At 41.8% G+C, this 20,255-nt stretch carries 17 protein-coding genes, 1 tRNA gene and 1 pseudogene; 15 read left to right on the forward strand and 4 right to left on the reverse strand.

The features are described from left to right. Window positions 1-191, forward strand: a pseudogene (locus IQ242_RS01910) (transposase); the annotation flags it as partial. Between the two features lie 34 nt (window positions 192-225). Continuing rightward, window positions 226-1,188 (forward strand): hypothetical protein, encoded by a 963-nt coding sequence (locus IQ242_RS01915; protein WP_228020773.1) that lies wholly within the window; start codon window positions 226-228, stop codon window positions 1,186-1,188. Between the two features lie 129 nt (window positions 1,189-1,317). On the opposite strand, the gene IQ242_RS01920 is transcribed toward IQ242_RS01915, so the two are convergent. Further along, entirely contained in the window at window positions 1,318-3,351 is a 2,034-nt protein-coding gene (locus IQ242_RS01920) for an elongation factor G (RefSeq protein WP_193958846.1), read from the reverse strand. Window positions 3,352-3,917: 566 nt separating this feature from the next. Here IQ242_RS01920 and ychF point away from each other — a divergent pair. After that, window positions 3,918-5,009, forward strand: coding sequence for a redox-regulated ATPase YchF (gene ychF, locus IQ242_RS01925; protein WP_185240067.1), 1,092 nt, complete (start codon window positions 3,918-3,920; stop codon window positions 5,007-5,009). Window positions 5,010-5,412: 403 nt separating this feature from the next. Further along, window positions 5,413-7,446 carry an N-6 DNA methylase gene (locus IQ242_RS01930; RefSeq protein WP_193958847.1) on the forward strand — a complete coding sequence of 678 codons (2,034 nt, stop codon included), beginning with the start codon at window positions 5,413-5,415 and terminating at the stop codon, window positions 7,444-7,446. A gap of 99 nt (window positions 7,447-7,545) precedes the next feature. On the opposite strand, the gene IQ242_RS01935 is transcribed toward IQ242_RS01930, so the two are convergent. Next, window positions 7,546-9,087, reverse strand: a complete 1,542-nt coding sequence (locus IQ242_RS01935; RefSeq protein ID WP_052275392.1) for an NAD(P)H-quinone oxidoreductase subunit N — start codon at window positions 9,085-9,087, stop codon at window positions 7,546-7,548. Between the two features lie 508 nt (window positions 9,088-9,595). On the opposite strand from IQ242_RS01935, the gene pipX reads away from it, so the two are divergent. From pipX to IQ242_RS01960, 5 genes are all read left to right on the forward strand, one after another. Further along, complete coding sequence (gene pipX / locus IQ242_RS01940) at window positions 9,596-9,868, forward strand: transcriptional coactivator PipX (protein WP_002733869.1); 273 nt, start codon at window positions 9,596-9,598, stop codon at window positions 9,866-9,868. A 3-nt stretch (window positions 9,869-9,871) separates the two neighbouring features. After that, complete coding sequence (locus IQ242_RS01945) at window positions 9,872-10,531, forward strand: YggS family pyridoxal phosphate-dependent enzyme (protein WP_193958848.1); 660 nt, start codon at window positions 9,872-9,874, stop codon at window positions 10,529-10,531. Between the two features lie 321 nt (window positions 10,532-10,852). Continuing rightward, a complete protein-coding gene (locus tag IQ242_RS01950) occupies window positions 10,853-11,425 on the forward strand; it encodes a cell division protein SepF (protein ID WP_193958849.1) in 573 nt (190 codons plus the stop codon). A gap of 125 nt (window positions 11,426-11,550) precedes the next feature. Further along, window positions 11,551-12,363 (forward strand): pyrroline-5-carboxylate reductase, encoded by an 813-nt coding sequence (proC, locus tag IQ242_RS01955; RefSeq protein WP_193958850.1) that lies wholly within the window; start codon window positions 11,551-11,553, stop codon window positions 12,361-12,363. A 78-nt stretch (window positions 12,364-12,441) separates the two neighbouring features. Beyond that, window positions 12,442-13,962 carry a glycosyltransferase family 39 protein gene (locus tag IQ242_RS01960; RefSeq protein ID WP_193958851.1) on the forward strand — a complete coding sequence of 507 codons (1,521 nt, stop codon included), beginning with the start codon at window positions 12,442-12,444 and terminating at the stop codon, window positions 13,960-13,962. 19 nt (window positions 13,963-13,981) lie between these two features. On the opposite strand, the gene IQ242_RS01965 is transcribed toward IQ242_RS01960, so the two are convergent. Then, the gene (locus IQ242_RS01965; protein WP_193958852.1) at window positions 13,982-14,518 is read right to left on the reverse strand and encodes a metal-binding protein; all 537 of its coding nucleotides are present in this window, start codon (window positions 14,516-14,518) and stop codon (window positions 13,982-13,984) included. 81 nt (window positions 14,519-14,599) lie between these two features. On the opposite strand from IQ242_RS01965, the gene IQ242_RS01970 reads away from it, so the two are divergent. The 3 genes from IQ242_RS01970 to IQ242_RS01980 all read left to right on the forward strand — a co-directional run bounded on the left by IQ242_RS01970 (window position 14,600) and on the right by IQ242_RS01980 (window position 16,894). Next, window positions 14,600-14,671, forward strand: a tRNA-Val gene (locus tag IQ242_RS01970). Between the two features lie 261 nt (window positions 14,672-14,932). Beyond that, window positions 14,933-15,280 (forward strand): YkgJ family cysteine cluster protein, encoded by a 348-nt coding sequence (locus IQ242_RS01975; protein ID WP_193958855.1) that lies wholly within the window; start codon window positions 14,933-14,935, stop codon window positions 15,278-15,280. A 189-nt stretch (window positions 15,281-15,469) separates the two neighbouring features. Next, the gene (locus tag IQ242_RS01980) at window positions 15,470-16,894 is read left to right on the forward strand and encodes an AAA-like domain-containing protein (protein ID WP_193958853.1); all 1,425 of its coding nucleotides are present in this window, start codon (window positions 15,470-15,472) and stop codon (window positions 16,892-16,894) included. Between the two features lie 371 nt (window positions 16,895-17,265). Here IQ242_RS01980 and IQ242_RS01985 read toward each other — a convergent pair whose 3' ends face one another. Further along, a complete protein-coding gene (locus IQ242_RS01985; RefSeq protein WP_002775250.1) occupies window positions 17,266-17,496 on the reverse strand; it encodes a hypothetical protein in 231 nt (76 codons plus the stop codon). 291 nt (window positions 17,497-17,787) lie between these two features. On the opposite strand from IQ242_RS01985, the gene IQ242_RS26635 reads away from it, so the two are divergent. The 3 genes from IQ242_RS26635 to IQ242_RS01995 all read left to right on the forward strand — a co-directional run bounded on the left by IQ242_RS26635 (window position 17,788) and on the right by IQ242_RS01995 (window position 20,126). Further along, window positions 17,788-17,910, forward strand: a complete 123-nt coding sequence (locus IQ242_RS26635; RefSeq protein WP_002762935.1) for a hypothetical protein — start codon at window positions 17,788-17,790, stop codon at window positions 17,908-17,910. Between the two features lie 11 nt (window positions 17,911-17,921). Continuing rightward, a complete protein-coding gene (locus tag IQ242_RS01990) occupies window positions 17,922-18,242 on the forward strand; it encodes a hemolysin XhlA family protein (protein WP_072926669.1) in 321 nt (106 codons plus the stop codon). A gap of 198 nt (window positions 18,243-18,440) precedes the next feature. Beyond that, window positions 18,441-20,126 (forward strand): tetratricopeptide repeat protein, encoded by a 1,686-nt coding sequence (locus tag IQ242_RS01995; RefSeq protein ID WP_193958854.1) that lies wholly within the window; start codon window positions 18,441-18,443, stop codon window positions 20,124-20,126. Window positions 20,127-20,255: the final 129 nt, after the last annotated feature.

A 20,255-nucleotide genomic window follows, 5' to 3' on the forward strand; every position in this document is an offset into this window, starting at 1 on the left:
GTTTTTACCAAGAGTTGTCAAACAATCCGAAACTGGTTTGGAGAAATCATTAGTTATTTCGAGCAAAGGACAACGAATGGGGTGGTCGAGGGAATCAACAATAAACTTAAACTAATAAAACGGAGAGCCTATGGCTTTAGAAACTTTCGGAATTTTTGGGTTATATGTTATCTTGGCATCTTGTCTGTTGATTTAGCATAAAGAGTAACGAAGAGCCAAAATCCCTTGTCCGCAAGAATTTTAATTTCTGCTACCAGTAAGAACTTTATCAATAAATTTAATGAAAGATTCCATAATAATGATATATCTACTGACTTTAAGATAGAACACGGATGCTGGTTGGCAATAAATGGAATGCCTACGGGAATTTGCATACATCCATTTGATGACAGTAATTACTTTCCCTACACGGTTTTAGTAGATATAAAAGATAATTCAATTCGTACGGAGTTAGACTCAGGTAGAAAAGGAATTAGTCCTTATCGAATGAAACAGATATCGGATAAAGTATTTGAGATACTTAAAGACAGAAACTATATTAAATATCGTCGCTACATAGTTGAAGGAGATACTAGAACAAGAATTAGCGATCCTTTTTATATACCTTATGAAAAATTAAATGATAAATTGAAAGAAAAAAGATACTTTGAATCATCTTTAACTCAAAAGTATTTACCCCCCCTAGAAGAGCAGGAGGTTCTTGGCCTTTTTATTGAAATTGTTGCTAAGAATCTTCTGAAAGGCTATGAATTAAAAATACTGTCAGGCTATCAAGTTTATGATGGTTTGTACTATTATCATTTAACAGAGTCTCAAGATATATATTATTCAAATGACAATCAACTAGGAATACATAAGACAATTTTTACAAATTATGGAAGTAGTCTAAGAAAAGACATCTTGATAGAATTTAAGAGAAATTTACAAGACATTTATTCAGATATTAATAATAATAAAAAAGATGCCAATCATATTGATATATTGGTGTGTTGGGATGTAGAATTTGAAAATAAGAATAAACTTCAAAAGGAAAAAGGCGATATATTAATGGAAAGAGACATAATGAGAAATGTTTTTTACGGTGTTACACATAGTTTAACCGTGACAGGAAGACAGCAGGCATTGCCAATTATCGAACTTAAAAAGGTCTTAGAAATATTATTTAACTACACAGACAAGAATTTATAAGACAGTACAAACTTGAGAGAATCTTATCGAACCCTTCTGTCATTTTTTGCTACAAAAGGGAGAGATGAGCCAATAAAAGCCCATCTCTCGCCAATTTATCCCTCTACTTTAGTGAAAGCCAAGAATACTTTACTTGTTACCGTTACCCTGCATGGCTAAAACCGCATCGCGCAGTTTATCCGGCACTTCTTGCAGGTGATCCTCATCCCACTGGAAGAAACCGACACCCATAGTCAAAGAACGCAATTCAACGATAAAATCGTGCATTTCCGCTTGGGGGAGATAGGCCGTTACCTGATCCCAACCTTTCCACTCCGCAGAAGCTTCAAAACCCTGAATTTGACCGCGTTTACCACTGATTAACTGTAAAACCTTGGCGGTGTATTCTGAGGGAGCGAGAACCGTCACCGATAGAATTGGTTCTAATAAGACCGGATGACATTTAGCCAGTCCCTCCGTCATCGCTAGACGGGCCGCCTGTTTAAAAGCTTGTTCGGAACTATCAACACTGTGATAGGAACCATCGGTGAGAGTAACATCAATATCCACCACGGGGAAACCCAACGGACCATGACCGAGATATTCCCGCACTCCCGTTTCCACCCCGGGGATATACTGTTTGGGGACGACACCACCGACGATGGTTTCATGGAAGTGGAAACCTTCCCCCCGGGGTAAGGGTTTAATATCGAGGTACACATCGCCAAAAGCACCGTGGCCGCCGGTTTGGTGTTTATAACGTCCGTGGGATTTAGTGCTGGTTTTGATCGTTTCCTTGTAGGGAACTTGGGGTAAATGGGTGGTCATCGGTAGATTATATTTGCGTGCTAGGCGATCGAGGGCCACTTGCAGATGAATTTCTCCCTGTCCCCAGAGAATCACTTCTTTAGTATCGCCGTGTTGTTCCCAGTAGAGGGAAGGATCTTCTTCGATCAGTTTCGTCAAAGCTGAACTTAATTTAACTTCATCCTTGCGATTTGCGGCGGCAATAGCGAGAGCAAAGACGGGTTTAAGCTGTAATCCTTTGGGAAGAGCGGGTTTTTGACTGCCGCTGCTAACCACATCTCCGGTGGCGATTCCTTCCAAACGACCGAGAGCGATAATTTCCCCCGCTTGGGCCTGCTGTAGGGGTTGTTGTTGTTGTCCCATGAGACGATAGATACCACCAATCCGCACACCGTTCAAGGCCATGCCATCGCTAAGGGTTCCCTGCCAGACTCGCGCTAGGGACAGGCGACCGCCCTGGGGAGTAAAATAGGTTTTGAGGATTTGTACCACTGCATCTCCATCCGCACTGGGATCGAGACCGCGACGGTTGGCAGTAATTGTCGGGGCCGGCGCTTCTTCCACTAAAGCGGTGAGGAGATGACGCACACCATAATCCCGTTCCGCCATACCGAAGAACACGGGTACTATCTGATCGGCTCCCAGTTCTTGTTTTAAGTCTTGGAGAATTTCTTCCCGGGAGGGGTTAATATCTTCGAGGAGTTCTTCTAAAAGATGATCGTCAAATTCGGCGATCGTTTCCAGCATTTCTTGTCGAGCAATCTGTTCTTCTTCCTTGAGGTGGTCGGGTAAAGCGACAGGATCGGCGGGACTGTTAGCATGGTAATGATAAGCCTGTTCGTTGATTAAATCGATGAATCCGATAATTTCGTTGTTCTGACGGATAGGATATTGCTGGGGAACGAGGGGACGACTAGAAACGGATTTGAGAGCTTGTAGGACTTCGTTAAAGTGACTATTACAGCGATCCATCTTGTTGATGAAGATTAGATGCGGAATTTCCCAATCATCGAGGAATTTTAGCAAGGGAGCCAGGGTGAGAACTCGATCGACTACCGGTTCACAAACGATAATAGCAGCACCGGCCCCGACGAGGGCATTATAGGTTTCACTGGCAAATTCGATCGAACCGGGACAATCGAGAAAGGTAAAATTTAGGTCTTGGTATTGACTATGGGCAACGGAAACTTCTACACTCATCTGTCGATCCCGCGCTTGGGTGGAACTATCACCAACGGTATTGCGATCGCTGATTTTGCCTTTTCTGGTGATCGCTCCTGTTACGAAAAGTAAACTTTCCAGTAAGGAGGTTTTTCCACTGGAGTAGGGGCCGACAAGGGCCACATTACGGGTGTTTGCTCCGATACTTTGATTCATACAGATACCCCCAACAATGATTTAGTGATTAGTTGTGGCGATTGGACGATATTTACACTTGATCGCCCTTGGGAAATATACTGTCATAGCACTGAAAATTACTCTCAGGACGTATTTAGAAGTGAAAGGCCTGTCTTGCCATAATTTTGCCCAGTGCTACAGGTGTATTCTTTCCTACTCTTCACCCTAACTCAGTCTCAAGCATTACATCCCATTCTCGCAATCTCTTGTAAAGTCTTGCCTACTTTTAGTTAAGGAACTTGAATAAATGTTAACTAGGGTTTGCTAAATAAGTTTTTCGTGGGTGTGGGGAAATGGGGAAATGGGGAAATGGGGAAATGGGGGAATGGGGAAATGGGGAAATGGGGAAATGGGGAGAATAAATAGAAATAATCTCCTGTCTCCTGAATCCTGAATCGGAGTCTCCTACCTCCAGGAAAAATTTTTTCAGCAAATGTTAACTAAGCTGTTGACTATCGAGAGTCTTTCTCATCAACCGGATTCACAAAAACGAGAGGCAGCCTGATATAGTGAGAGGTCGGGATGATGTTTATCAAGCAATTTTTATGTTAAAAGCTGGAATCGTGGGACTGCCAAATGTGGGTAAATCGACCCTATTTAACGCTCTGGTGGCTAATGCCAAGGCCGAGGCCGCTAATTTCCCCTTTTGTACTATCGAACCGAATGTGGGTGTGGTATCCGTCCCCGATGAACGTCTGGAGGTTTTGGCTAAAATCTCTAATTCCGAGAAAATCGTGCCGACGCGGATTGAATTTGTCGATATCGCCGGATTAGTCAAGGGTGCGAGTCGCGGGGAAGGATTGGGTAATCAATTTTTGGCTAATATCCGGGAAGTGGACGCGATCGTTCATGTGGTGCGCTGTTTTGATAATGATGATATTATTCATGTTTCCGGTTCCGTGGATCCGGCCCGGGATATCGAGGTGATTAATCTAGAGTTAGCTCTGGCGGATTTGGGACAGGTGGAGAAGCGGGTGGAACGTTTACGGAAACAGGCGAAAAATAGCAAGGAAGCCGCCGAAGAATTGGTTATCCTTGAAAAAATCCTAATTTGTCTTAATGACGGTATTTCGGCGCGAAAAGTGGATTTAAGCAAAGAGGAAGAAGAATTAATTAAAAATCTCGGTTTATTGAGTCGGAAACCGATTATTTATGCTGCTAATGTTAGCGAAGATGATCTGGCCACGGGTAATGATTGGGTAGAAAGTGTCCGTCAAATTGCCCAACAGGAACAGGCAAAAGTTGTGATCGTTTCTGCTCAAGTGGAATCGGAATTAGTGGAATTGTCGGAAGAAGAAAGAAAAGATTTTCTCGGTTCTTTAGGGGTAGAAGAAGGGGGATTAAAATCTTTAATTAAAGCTACCTACGAGTTATTAGGACTGCGTACCTATCTCACCACTGGTCCCCAAGAAACCCGCGCATGGACGATTATTTCTGGTATGAAAGCACCCCAAGCAGCCGGAGTTATTCACTCGGATTTTGAACGGGGTTTTATTCGTGCAGAAACCGTGTCTTATCAGGATTTAGTTAATAGTGGCACGATGAGCGCAGCCAAAGAAAAAGGTTTAGTCAGAAGTGAAGGCAAGGAATACATTGTTCAAGAGGGTGATGTTTTACTATTCCGTTTTAATGTATAGCTAAAATGAGTCAGGTGAGCGCTTCCACCTGATCAAAAGGTTGAATAATTGGCATTGTCAATAGCTGTAGGGCTAATTCATGAATTAGCCCTACAATTGGCGCTAATTCATGAATTAGCCCTACAATTGGCGTTGTCAAATTGAAAGATGCTGCGAATTTCTGTCATAAACAATCTCTAAGCTTTTTTTACTCACTTTGGTTAACATTAAACTGAATTTTTTATCTCTTGACATACTCTAATTTATATTCTATAATCAGGTATAGTGGCAAGTTCTTGTTTAATCAAGATAGCGATTATCTCTGTCCACTAAAAGACTGGTTTACTAGGAATGCAGTCGAGGCTAAAAATATTCTATCTATTCAACAACCCGCAACGGAAAACGGTCAAATCAAGCGCAGTAAATGAAAGAGCAAGGATTATTATTTTCCGAAGACAGCCTGTTACCTGAAAAACTCCCGCAAATTCAGGAATTACGACCTTCTAACAATCTTTCCGCAGTTTTTGAAGAGTGCCATAATTATATTTACGCCAACGAAGGAATGCTCAAAGACAAGATTTTTCACGAGATGGTTAAACTAATCATCATCAAACTTCATGATGAAAAATCTGCCAAGCAATCTGTAAATTTTGGCGTTACAGCAAGTGAATATAAAGCCATCGTAGCCAATAATTACGATGAATTTATGTCGCGTCTCAGTCAATTATTTACCTCAATCAATAATCATTATCGGGGATTTTTCACCGATGACACATTCAAGTTAAAACCTTTGACTCTTGCTTATATTGTAGGCAGGTTACAGTACATTAATTTAACTAAAACATCTGGAGATATAAAAGGTGAAGCCTTCCAGACTTTTGTAAATAGACACCAGCGTGGAGATAGGGGAGAATTTTTTACCCCTCATCCAATTGTACGCCTTGCGGTTGAAATGATAGACCCCAAACCAAACGAAAAAATTATAGATCCTGCTTGCGGAAGTGGTGGTTTCTTAATTCAAGCAATAAACCATGTTCGACAAAATAACCCAGAGTTCGATATAGCCACTTTTGTGCAAGAAAGTATTACAGGAATTGAATTTAATCCTGATGTCGCCCTTTCGGGAATGATTCGTTTAGTTTTTGAAGGTGGCACAGGTTCAGAAATTATCTGCACTAATGCGCTTATCGAAGATGAAAAATTAAATAATTCTTTTGATGTTATCTTGACCAATCCTCCTTTCGGAAATAAAGGCAAAGTAGAAGACCAGAAAATTCTTCAATCATATCTTCTTGCCCGGAAATGGCATAAATCAGCGTCCAATAGTTGGGAAGTTTCCCCAACCGTTTTAGCGGGTCAGTCGCCCGATATTTTATTTATTGAGAAATCTATAAAATTATTGCGGGTAGGTGGACGCATGGCAATTGTTCTGCCCGATGGTTTATTACAAAATATCTCTAATGGACCGATTCGCCATTGGTTGCGCTCCCAAACAAAAATATTAGGGGTTGTTTCCATACCGTCGGAAGCCTTTGTACCCTACGGCACTGGAATCAAGACATCACTTTTAGTAGTTCAAAAATTACCAGCAAACAATGATTCTTGTTTTATGGCACAAATCAAAAAAATAGGCTATGACGTTAAAGGACAAACAATATATAAGCGCAACGAGTCGGGAGTTATAGCCCGAACAAAATCAGGTTTGCCAATAGTTGACGATGATATAGATGATATTTCTCAATCTTTTAGGTCATTTATCAATGGGGAATTTGCACAAAACAGCGATTGTATTTATACAGTTAAAAACACCCTGCTCAATTCGAGACTGGATGCCGAACATTATTTACCCAATGACCAAAAATTATTAGAACATCTAAAATCTATTGGAGCGAAACCTTTAGGTGAAATTGCCGATATTTTGAGAGAGGCGGCTGATTTTCGTTTAGCTAGGGATAGTGAAATTAGATATATAGCTATTTCCGATGTTGATTATCGTACAATGCAAGTTGTTTCCCAACAAATAATCAAGGCACATGAGGCCCCATCTCGTGCAACTTATAGATTGTACAAAGGTGATATTATTACAGCAATTTCAGGAGCAAGTACAGGAACACCACGCCAAGCAACAGCCCTAATCACGGAAGATGAAGACGGAGCAATTTGCTCAAATGGATTTTCAGTATTAAGAAATATTCAGGGAGTCGAGCCTTTGTTTTTATTAGTATATATGCGAACAGACTTTTTTTTGCGTCAGATTAAAAGGTATATGACAGGTCATGCCATTCCTACTATTTTAGTAGATGATTTGTCTAAAGTTTTAGTGCCTATTCCACCCAAATCTCAACAGCAGAGAATAGCAAAAAGTATGACCGAAATTCAAGCAATTAGAAAAGAAGCGTTAAAAGCAAGTGAGAATGTTGTTCACGAAATGAGTTTTCTACTTGGCCAATTTGAGTAAGGCAAAAAGCAGGTTAAGCTTAGAACAAGTCTTAAGGTGGTTGATTTATCCCAACCTTAAGACAGGACTAGAATAGCTAGGATAAATCAACAGGGATTCTCAATTCGCCCGGGAAATGTGCGTCGCCAGGGCCGCCGATTGTAGGATGGGGGTAGTGGTGACGGAATCCGTCGCTAGGGTAAAGAGAGGATTGGAAAGGATACCAGCTAGGGAAGTCGCCACTAGGGAGAGGACAATACCCACCTGTAGGGGACGCATCCCGGTAAGAGTCCAATTGATAACGGGGTAATTTTTCACCGCGTCGGACATCTCTTGGGGTTCCTTGACTACCATCATTTTGACCACACGGATATAGTAGTAAATCGAGGCCACACTGGTGACTAAACCAACGAGGACGAGGGCATAAAGTCCCGCTTGCCAACCAGCCCAGAATAGATAAATCTTACCAAAGAAGCCCGCTAGAGGCGGAATTCCCCCCAAAGAGAGGAGACAGATGCTTAAACAGAGGGTTAGCAGCGGATCTTTCTGGTAGAGTCCTGAATACTCAGCGATCTGATCGGTTCCAGTTCTCAGAGCAAAGAGAATCACACAGGCAAAAGCCCCTAGGTTCATGAACAGGTAAATTAACAGATAGAAAATCATGCTAGAGTAACCCGCGTCAGTACCGGCGGTTAAACCAATCATGACAAAACCCGCCTGACCGATCGAGGAATAGGCTAACATCCGTTTCATGCTAGTTTGGGCTAAGGCGACCACGTTGCCGAGGATCATACTCAAAATTGCTAGAGCGATAAAGATAAACCGCCATTGTTCGCTCACTAGACCGAAAACCGTCACTAATAGGCGAATTGCTAGGGCAAAACCGGCCGCTTTGGAACCTACCGAGAGGAAAGCCACCACGGGAGTGGGTGAACCTTCGTACACATCAGGGGTCCACTGGTGAAAGGGAACCGCCGAAATTTTGAAGGCGATACCGGCAATCACAAAAACTAATGCGATCGCCAAGGCCAAGGACTGACCACCGTTAACATCGGTTAATTTTTGGGCAATGGCACTTAAACTGGTTTCACCTCCGGATAAACCGTAGAGAAGGGAAACACCATAGAGGAAAATCGCCGAACTAGAAGCTCCAATTAACAGGTATTTTAAAGCGGCCTCGTTCGATCGAGGATCCCGCTTCATGTAACCGGTCATTAGATAGGAGGAAATACTGAGCATTTCTAGGGAGATGAAGATCATCACCAATTCACTAGAGCCAGATAGGAACATTCCCCCGAGGGTTGCGGTGAGCATAATGGCCAAGAATTCCGCTAGGGAGGTTCCCGCTTGTTCCACATAACGGATAGACATCAGCACTGTGGAGGCGGTAGAAAGAGCAATAATCGCCCTAAAGACGATACTGAGATTATCGCCCTCAAAAGCCCCTAAAAAGGCCACTGGTTTCGGATTGTCCCAGGCAAAATAGAGAGCAACCACAGCAGCGAGCAGACCAGCGATCGCAACGTAGGGCAGCCAACTTCTGGCACTTCGTCCCACGATTAAATCGCCGATTAAAATCACCATCAGGGTAATAATCAGGATTCCTTCGGGCCAGATAACGCCGGCGTTTAGCTGACTGGCAACAAGACTAGAAAAATCCATATTGATTGAGGTTAAAGGAATTTGAAGTTAAAAAAGGCTTAATACAAGCTTAGGGCATTTCATCAGTGATTCAGTGATCAGTTATCAGTTATCAGTGATCAGATGTGAGTTTTCAGTTCACCGATCGCCGCTATCGGGTTAAAATTTCTAAAAACCCAGATAAATTTGAGATAATCTTAGCTTTTATGGGTATTATACTTGTCTATTGTCTTTTTTATCCTCTTGTCTCCTAGTCTCCTCAGCTAAGGGAAAATCTTTGATTTTTGCAGCCGAGCTAATTTCTGGTGGTGACAACTTGTCACCGAAATGTATCCACGTTAACAGGGAAAAAGTGAAAACTCAGGAAATCATGACATAGACTGGCATCGTTAGTTGTCGTTGAAGGATTCTGGTAAAATCAGGCTAGGGGAAACACCCGAAAAATCAATTGTTTTTGAGCCATCCGCTTGATTTTTTTGTGGAAAAATTTTCTAGTTCGCTCAATCCTTTTCCTTTAGCGATCGCTTGAATGAGTAACGAAACCTATCTCAATCATCCCACTTTCGGTCTATTATACAGAGTGTGTCTATTAGAAGAACATCGGGAATTATTCACCACTCTTTATGCCCAACGTCTTTTTTTTCTGGTGACGGTGGGACCAAAAAAAGTCTCGTTCGATCCGATTAGTCGTTCCGATGCTCGTCTTTTAGTGGAAAACCGGCTGCGAAATTTGCGCCGGGGCAGTAATGTGCAAGAATTTAACAGTCTCAACCAAACTTATCAACAAACCTTTTCAGTCTAGTTCATGACGATCGCTAGTCGTATCGAGTCCATCCGTCTTACCCTACCCCCCTGCACGCGTCTGATTGCCGTCAGTAAACAGGTATCGAGCGATTATATCCGTCAAGCTTACCGAGCAGGAGTGAGAGATTTTGCCGAAAGTAAGCTACAGGAAGCAATCTCGAAGCAGCAAGAACTAAAAGACCTCCCAGATATTTCTTGGCACTTTATCGGGCATCTACAGGCAAATAAAGCCCGCAAAGTCCTAGAATCTTTTGATTTAATCCATTCCCTCGATAGTTTAAAATTAGCCCAAAGACTCGATCGCCTGGCCGGGGAATTAGAGATTAATCCCCAAGTTTTGCTACAGGTGAAAGTTGTCGCCGATCCCGATAAGTTCGGTTGGGACAAGGCCGAACTCTTAGCAGCTCTTCCCGCTTTAGTCAACTGTCAACAGCTAAAAATTCAAGGTTTGATGACAATTCTGCCCCAGGGATTATCGGCTGAGGAAAAGTTAGCCGCCTTTGAAAAAACCAGCGATTTAGCCCAAATAATCGAGAATAGCTCTAGTTTATGCCTGCCCCATCTATCCATGGGGATGTCTAACGATTATCCCCTGGCCGTCAAGGCCGGAGCCACTTTGATCCGGGTGGGAACTGGTATTTTTGGCGATCGCATTTACTGAACCATCGGCGTAAATTTACAGAAAAAACCTCTAGAAAATTTAATAATCCGTGACAATATATCTTAAAATTACAACGTTCAGTCTAGAAACTGGTGGTTAGAAATGGGGAATGGACTTTTTCCCAATCCCTGAAAACTATTCCCCCTGATACCTGATAACTGAAAAGAGGGAACTAACCGCTGCCTCCAGACGACTAAAATGACGAACCCTTAACAAAATAGTTCCCCTGTACCAAATGAGAGCAAGAATTGTTAAAGGCCAATAAATAACCCCGACTCTAGACAAGACCACCCAAAAAAATCTTTTGAAGGACATTAGACTGTGAACAACATTTTTACCAAGCTCAAAGATTTTGTCGGTATCTCCGAACAACCAGAAGACGAAGATGAAACCGACTACGAAGAAATGAATTGGGAACAGTTTTCCCCCCAAGAGAAGGATCAAAACGAAGAAGAAGAACCCCTTAATCGTCGTCAACGCGAACCTTTAAATCTCAATACAGCCACATCTATGGGACTCAACAGAAGCAACGTGATCGGTATGCCAGGTATTAACAACAATAATGCAGAAGTAGTCGTGATCGAGCCCCATTCCTTCGAGGAAATGCCCCAAGTTATCCAAACCCTGAGAGAACGCAAATCGGTGGTTTTAAATCTCAACGTCATGGATCCCGAAGAAGCACAAAGAGCCGTGGATTTTGTCGCCGGTGGCACTTATGCAATTGACGGTCATCAAGAACGCATCGGTGAGAGTATTTTCCTGTTTACCCCCAGCTGCGTTAAAGTTAGCACCCTTTCCGGAACTATTCACGATATCGCCGACAACCCGAAAATGGCTCGTACCGTTTCCTCCGCACCTGCTTGGGGAGCCGAAAGCAGTCGATTAGCTCAATGAATCCTTCCATAGTCCTCTCGTCAGGTTTGTCGAAGCTAGAAATCGATCGATTTATCGAGAGGATGCGTTTTTTCTTGGTAGGATAGCTAAATCTCTCTTTTTTACTTTTTACTTTAAAAAATACTGTGTCTATTCGTTTAGGAATTATTGGCGGCGGCGTGATGGCTGAGGCCATTCTCAGCCGTTTATTAAAAAAAAATATTTATAGTCCCGAAACGGTGTTAGTCAGTGAACCCCAACCCCAACGGCGCAACTTTTGGGTTAATACCTACGGAGTACAAGTCAGTCAGGATAACCGGGAAGCCGCTAGAGCAACTGAGGTGTTAATCTTAGCGGTAAAACCGCAAATTTTAGAGCAAGTAGTGAATAGTTTGCTAGGAATACCCGAAAAACCCCTAATTATCTCGATTTTAGCGGGAGTTACCCTCAATCGCCTAGAAATGGGCTTTCCCGATCGGCCCGTCATCCGGACGATGCCTAATACCCCCGCCACGGTGGGACAAGGGGTTACAGCGATGGCGGCCGGTCGTCATGCGGAACCGGAACATCTGGCCGTAGCTAGAGATATTTTTACTGCGGTCGGTTCGGTGGTGGAAGTTCCCGAGGCTTTGATGGACGCGGTAACGGGATTATCGGGATCGGGCCCGGCATTTGTGGCCCTGATGGTGGAAGCTTTAAGCGATGGTGGTGTGGCGGCTGGATTACCGCGATCGATCGCGTCTCAATTGGCCATAGAAACAGTTTTAGGGACGGCAACCCTATTAAAAGAATCGGCCATACATCCGGGTGAATTAAAGGATCGCGTCACTAGCCCTGGAGGAACTACGATTGCTGGGGTGAGACAATTAGAAAAAGGCTCTTTTCGATCGACAATTATTGAGGCAGTGGTGGCGGCCTATCATAGATCTAAAGATTTAGGGCGTAGTTCTGAAAAGTAATCTTGGTATCTTTTTTAACCCATAACTGGTGTCTCGATCTGTGATAAGATACGCAGCAATTCTTGTCCAGAAAAAGTTATGAATAAGAAATCTTATCGTTTTGATTTAATGGCATTAATTGCCATTGCTGTTTTTTTTCTGGGGATTGTTTTCTGGAAAGTCCCGCTTCATTATCCCTATATCCTTAATTTTGATGAAGCGGTGGCCCTGGTACTTGCCTACGTCACTAAACAAGGTTATCGTCTCTACGAACAAGTTTGGCACGATCATTTATCGGGTTTATCTCTTTTACTAAATGGTTGGTTAAGCGTGACAGGATTTACTATCCATGCGGCGCGCCTTATGGTGCTTTCTTTGTCCACAATTATGTTAGGAATTTTTTATTTAATTCTGAGAGTTAATTGCGGAATATTGGCCTCTTGTTTATCAGTATTCATTCTCTCAACCTCTCCAGTGTATATTAACCTGTCAACGACAATGTTGCGGGAATTACCCTCACTTTTTTTTACAATCTTAAGTATTTTTATTATCTTTAAAGCCCTTCAATTCACGGGTAAGCTTAAGTATGGGCTGTATTTACTCAGCGCCATTGCTTTCGTTTTTTCCCTGCAAATTAAACTTGCAGGCATTACTATTATCCCAACTGTAGCTTTAATTATTTTTCTCAATCAACAGAATAGTTTTATTAAAAGAATCATTGATATTGTTATTTGGTCAGTCGCTGTCGTTTTAGTCTTTGTCTTGGGTTCCCTGACTATTTTTCCTTTTTCCTACGCAAATATCATTAAATCTCATGTCAGTGTTGCCGCTAGTTTCGCTCAAGAAAATCTCACCTTATGGACTCTCTTGCAAAGCGCCCTAAACTACGAACCAATTTATCTGATCGTCACAGTAATCGCTATTATAGCGATGGTTTTTACTCGCAATATAATACCACTTTTACCGCCGTTGGTCTGGTTAGGTTCTAATCTATTTAGATTTGCCACAGTTGCCCCAATTTGGCCTTATTATTATATCCATTTAATTTTTCCTGCCGTTTGGATAATTGCCTTATTTGTCGAACAGTTAAAAATTAGTGATAGTCTCGGGGAATTTAGGCAAAATCGCAAAATAACCCAGGAATTAGTTCTCAAAATGCTGATTTTTATCCCCCTGTCTGGTCAATTTATCTTTAATACCTTGAGAATAATCACCAATCGTGATCCCTCAATTAATGCCTATGTTCAATTTAATAAAAGGTATCAACCTCTTTTAGCAGAAGCTGTGTTTGAAAAATTTAAAAACTCCGATAAACTTCTGTTAACCGACAATCCTCACTATATATATCAATATTTCTTGAAAACACCCCCCGAAACTGCTGTCATCACCAGAAAGAGATTTATCAATCAGAATCTTGATGGGGATTTTATCCTAGAAGTTATCGAAAAAAGACAGCCAGATTTGGTTTTCCTCTATCGATTTGAAAAGGAATTTCTGCAATCACCGAAACTCAAGGATTATTTAGAGAAAAATTATATCCAGTTCCCCGACCAGCAAGAAAAAGGAACCCTCTTTATCAGTCCGAAAACTTGGCAAGAATATCAAAGTAAGGATAATTAGAAATTGTGGACGGGGACTATTAACGTTTTTTCTTTTTTACCGGTTTTTGAGCCACTTTTCGAGAACGTTTATAGGCCGATCCGATCCAATCACTACAACTATGACTCATCGCTCCTAATTCTAAACCCAGGAAAATAGCGATCGCTACCTGGGGATGGTGATGCCATAAGGCGAGCGCTTGCTGCGGCCACAGTCGCCAATCCCAGTCTATACCCCAGAAACTTTGCAGGATCGGAATGATGACGATCGCCGCTAGTAAAAGAAAACTACCGAAGTAAAATAACCGAAAAATTGTGCCGATCAATAAACCGTGGGATAACCAACCGCGATGACGGATCATGGAACGATAGGGTAGCCACAACCAGCGCAGATAACCCCAACGTTTGTATTGTACCGAGTGGATGTCAAGATCCGGCCCAAACAGGAATCCGCTAAACAAATAACTGGCCAAGAGTAACAGGGTTAATTTACCACTGCCACTGACCAAAAAACTCGCCCCCGCAATCGGTGGCAGCAGAATTAGGGTAATGCGATCGTGAGTTCGACCAGAGGGCATCGGAAAAAAATTAACTTGCTCAAAAAAATAATATACTTTTTTGAAAATATATGTTATACTGAGAAAGTACGAAATTGATTCGGGCGTTTAGCTCAGTGGTAGAGCGCCTGCCTTACAAGCAGGATGCCGTAAGTTCGACCCTTACAACGCCCATTTATTCCCGTATTTGCTCATCAAGCTCTTATTCCCGATCGCAGGTTGAGATTAAAACTCTTGAGGGGAATTGCTGCTGGAAGGCAAAATTGGGACTGATTGCTGGTAAGCTAGTTAGTATGTCAGTAACTGGTTTTAATTGAATAGAAGATAGATTTTGTCTTCGATCCCCCCTTAATCCCCCCTTGATAAGGGGGGTATCTGGCAGTTTTTAACACCTACCTACTTACTAGGATTAACTCATTGCGGCACACCGGTTATATGGCCAATTGGAAATGTATTAAAAATTGTGGAGCTTGTTGTCAACTAAATCCCGATGAGCGTCCTGACTTAGAAGAATATCTTACTCCCGCACAATTAAGTCAATATCTCAGCATGGTGGGGGAAGAAGGTTGGTGTATAAACTTTGATCGCCAAACCCGTCTCTGTACCATTTATGACCAGAGACCAGAATTTTGTCGTGTTCAACCCGATATTTTTGGCAAAATGTATCAAATTGAACCGGGAGAATTTGAGCAATTTGCGATCGATTGCTGTCATCAACACATTGAGGATCTTTATGGGGAAGATAGCCTAGAAATGAATAGCTATCGTCAGCAAGTAGGCTAAGATTTACCCCTATCCCAGAAATAACTCAGACGGAGAAGAAAATAAGTGGTCTAGTTATTTTCCCTAGCTTCTCGATGGCTAAACCGGTAAAATTACGGAATTGATTGTTTCCCTGTTGAGGAGAAGTCTATAGGAAACTCAAAACCTCTAGGGGTGCAGAGTTTGAGTTCAGGACAGGGAAAAACTATCATGGAAAAACCAGAAAAACAGCGCCGCAGACGCGGGGTTATCCTCACCCCCACGGGACTAGAAAAAATACTTACTGCCAAACAAGAAGCGGAGTATCGGGATAATCGCGGTCATCGTTTCACCCTAGAAGTCCTCAGCGAGAAAACTCTTTTAGGGGTAGATACTCTGATGAAGGTATTTGCTTGTGAATCGGGAGTGGATAAACAAACCCTGAAACATTGTTTTCAAGCCTTTAATTTAACTTTAGAAAATGGCGATTATTATCGTCCTAACTTACCAGAAACTGATACTATTAATCCTCAACTATTGCCTGAGTTACCAGAGGGACAAGTCCCCCTCAATTCCCCCTTTTATATTCACAGAAACAATCTAGAACAGACTTGTTATCAAGAGATCTTGCGCGGGGGTAGTCTTATCCGGATTAACGCAGCCAGAAAAATGGGAAAAACTTCCCTGATAACCAGAATTATTAATCATGCACAACAACAGCAATACCATACACTTTATTTCAGTTTTCGGTTAGCAGAAAGCTCAATTTTTCAAGATTTAAATCACTGGCTGCGTTGGCTTTGCGTTAGTATTAGTCGCCAGTTAGATTTAGAAAATCATCTCCCACAGGATTGGGATGATTTCTTGGGGGGTAAAATTAACTGTAAAATCTATCTAGAAAAGCATATTCTCTCCCATCTCGATCACCCTTTAGTGCTTGCCTTTGATGATCTTGAATATCTTTTATCCTATCCACAGCTAAGGGAAGAATTTTTTAGTATTCTGCACCTCTGGCACGAGGAAGGCAAAAACAAACCTCTCTGGCAAAAATTACGTTTAATTGTTGCCTATTCCCCTGCACAGGAGGTTGATAAAACCTCAGATACCTATCAATCTCCTTTCAGTCTTGGTTTACCGATCGAATTGCCTAATTTTACCAGCGCACAAGTACGAGAATTAAGTAAAAGACAGGGATTAGATCATAATTTTGACTACGACAAATTACGGATATTTCTAGGAGGTAATCCCTATTTAATTCGTCTTGCTTGCTATCATATTGCTCGGGGTGATTGTACCCTAGAAACCATTCTAGCTACTTCTATTGACGAGGAAAATAATATTTTTGCAGATCATCTTAAACGTTTACTTTCGCATCTGCAATACTTAAAGGGCAATTTAGCGGCTATCTTTGCTAAGGTGGTGATGGCAGAAAAAGACATAGAAATTGATTTAATTGCCGCTTTTCACCTAGAAAGTCTCGGACTAATTCACCGACAAGGTAAGTTTTGCCGAGTGAGTTGTCCTCTCTACCGTCAATATTTTAGCGAATATTTCCAGCAACGTTCTGTTTTTTTGCCTCGAAAAACTTCTATCCTCGCCAAAAAAATTACGCTTGCTCACTTTGATAATTCCGAAAAAAGTCGCTATGCTATCTAGTTTATTGAATGTCATTATGAGGGAGTGATACTAAATACTGTTTAAAAAGTATAGGAGAGTGGCAAGTTGGTTTTTAAAGTTCGAGTGGAATAGGCTTATAGTTCCTGTGTTTTACGAATAAAACTTTTCGTACTCATCATGATCGCCAATCCAAAACCAGGTCACTGTATCCCCTGACAGCACTCCCAAAGCTCGATGACTCTTCGTTACACGCACTGACCAAATATCTTCGTCGCTGTCAATACACTTAAAATGTAACGATGGATGAAACGGATTCTCTACCCATAACCGATATGCTTTCCTGGCTCCGGCTTTGACTGCTGGCTTCAAGTCGCGATACTTCTGCCAAAATGAGGGCAATGTCGCGGAATTCATAGCTGCTCATAATCCATCGGTGCGGACAATCCTGCCGCAATCTCTTCTTTGGCTTTCCGTGCTGCTGCGACTAGATTATTCTTCGTCTGTTTAAACGACTGATCCCATCGTTTTTCCTCTTCAATTTCTGCAATATAAGCTCGAACATACTCTACTAACTGCTCTTGAAGCTCATCAGGCAGAGACTCAACCATCTTGATGATCGTGGTAATAGCAGGAGAGGGCATAGCATCTATCAGGGTAGTAGGTTTTCTCTATTCTACAACGTCCACCGCAAACCCAAAATGATATGATCTTTGTTTCCTCTGTGTCTGGAGTGGTTTTTATTAAGTAGGTAGGCGTTAAAAGTTGTCAGATGCCCCCCTTATCAAGGGGGGATTAAGGGGGGATCGGCACCCCCCTTATCAAGGGGGGCAGGGGGGATCGAACCTAAAATCCATTTTTAATTTAATTATAACCAGCTACTTAATGAGCCTCGCTCAAAACCAAACAATTCATAATTCAAGAGCGAGGTATTTATGGGTAAAGAAGAAGAAATACTTAAACAATGGCGAGAACTGACACCGGAAAAGCAACAAAAAGTTTTACAATTTGTTCAAACACTGAAATCTAAGTCAGAAACAACAGCACCACTTAATTAGGAGTCTAACCCATGAGCGGCCCCACCATCGAAACCGATTTAGGAAAAATCCTAGACCAGATTAATCAGAATCTTAAAGAGACCAATCAGAAGCTAGACGCGCTCCAGAAAGATGTCACAGAGATCAAGATTGTTCAAGTCAGATTCGAGGCCGAAGTCAAGGGAGATCTCAAGGCATTACAGGGAGAATTCAACACCTTACAAGGTGATTTAAAAGAGATTAAAGGCTCCCAGAAAGCCCAAATTTGGGCATTAATCACCATCTTGGCAACAGCAGTTATCGGAACTGTTATCCGCTTTGTCATCACTGTTCCCCCTGTTAGCAACCCCTAACTTCCACTGCCGGGGAACAGGCTTCTGGTTCCTGTTTGATATTCAGGTAGAATTAATGATAGAATTGGTGCGTTACGGCGGATTGTTAATTTTGGTTTTTTGACGGGATTTGTAACCGCCTAAGGGAGCCTACACATCTTCTCTCAATGAGATCATCAATTTTTTTTAGGTACTTAATCAAATTTCTCCAGATGATTTATGAGTATCCTCTACTGTCTCAATCCCGAATGTTCCCATCCTCAAAATCCGACTCATTATAGCTATTGTCAAGGATGTGGCGGAAATTTAAGCCAAACTAGCCAATCATATTCTTTTCATAGCCGTTATCTCATTGTCGGAGTATTAGGCGAAGGCGCATTCGGTAGAACTTATCAAGCTAAGGACTTGAATTTTAAGGAAAAACCCCGGGTTATTAAAAAATTTATTGCTCAAATGCAGGGAGCTGCTCTGGAGAAGTCTAAGGAGTTATTTCAAAGAGAAGCGGAAAAATTAGACGAATTAAAACACGAACAAATTCCCACCGTTTATGATTATTTCTCTCAGGGGAACTCCCTCTATTTAGTGCAGGAGTTTATTGAAGGAGAAACCCTGCTTCAAGAGTATCAAAGAGAAGGAAGATTTAGTGAACAGAAAATCAAGGAAATATTACAGCAATTATTACCAGTCCTTGTCTATCTCCATTCTAAAGGATTGATCCATCGTGACATCAAACCGGATAACCTGATGCGTCGTCGGAGTGACGGTAAATTGATGTTAATTGATTTTGGGGGAATTAAAGAGCAAACTTCCCAAATGGGGACAGGTTTATATACTCCGGGTTATGCTGCTTATGAACATATCATGGGCAGTGCAGTCGCCGCTAGTGATTTATATAGTTTAGCCGCTACCTGTGTCCGTTTATTAACAGGATGTTTCCCCCAAAGTAACAATAATTTGCCAGATCCAGTCTATGCTGTGGATCAGCGGCGATGGTTATGGCAATCGGTATTAAAATCGCAAAAAAGATCAATTAGTGATTTTTTAGCGAATCTCCTCAACAAGATGTTAGAAGATAAGTCTAGTCAGCGCTATCAATCAGCTTCAGAAGTTCTGACAGTGTTGAATAATCCTCCCTCAAGTAGAACTGTAGTACAATCTCGTCCCGTTTCACCTCCTTCTACTAAACGTAAATGGCTATATAACGGCATCGGGATGATTGTATTTGGGGGGGCGATCGGACTAGCAATTTACAGTATGGGCAATTATAATTTAGGAGATAAGCAAGGGGCGATTGCCGACTACAATCAAGCGATTAAACTCAATCCTGACTATGCTGATGCCTACAATAATCGCGGAAATGCTAAGTCTGATTTAGGAGATAAGCAAGGGGCGATTGCCGACTACAATCAAGCGATTAAACTCAATCCTGACTATGCTAATACCTACTTTTGGCGCGGACTTGCTAAGTCTGATTTAGGAGATAAGCAAGGGGCGATTGCAGACTACAATCAAGCGATTAAACTCAATCCTGATGATGCTGATTTCTACAATAATCGCGGATGGGCTAAGTATAATTTAGGAGATAAACAAGGGGCGATCAAGGACTACAATCAAGCCATTAAACTCAATCCCGACTTTGCTTTTCCCTACAATAATCGCGGATGGGCTAAGTATAATTTAGGAGATAAACAAGGGGCGATTGCGGACTACAATCAAGCGATTAAACTCAAACCTGACTTTGCTGTTCCCTACTATAATCGCGGTTTAAGATACAAAGAATTAAATGACAATGAAAAGGCAATTAAAGATTTTCGCCAAGCGGCCAAACTTCATCAACAACAAAATAATCAAACCTGGTATAAAAATTCTCTGGATAGACTAAAAGAATTAGGTGTTTCCAATTAAATTAGACCTCTTGCAAAAGTCTTAAGTCGATCCTTGTACAGCAACATTTTTGAAGATTATCAACTACTAATAAATAATTAACTGAAAGTCCCTCCCATTATTGTTTCTATCGTTTGTTTTCGGATTTAT

Origin of the sequence: Microcystis sp. LEGE 08355 (assembly GCF_015207185.1) — a bacterium.
GTDB classification, from domain to species: Bacteria; Cyanobacteriota; Cyanobacteriia; order Cyanobacteriales; family Microcystaceae; genus Microcystis; species Microcystis panniformis.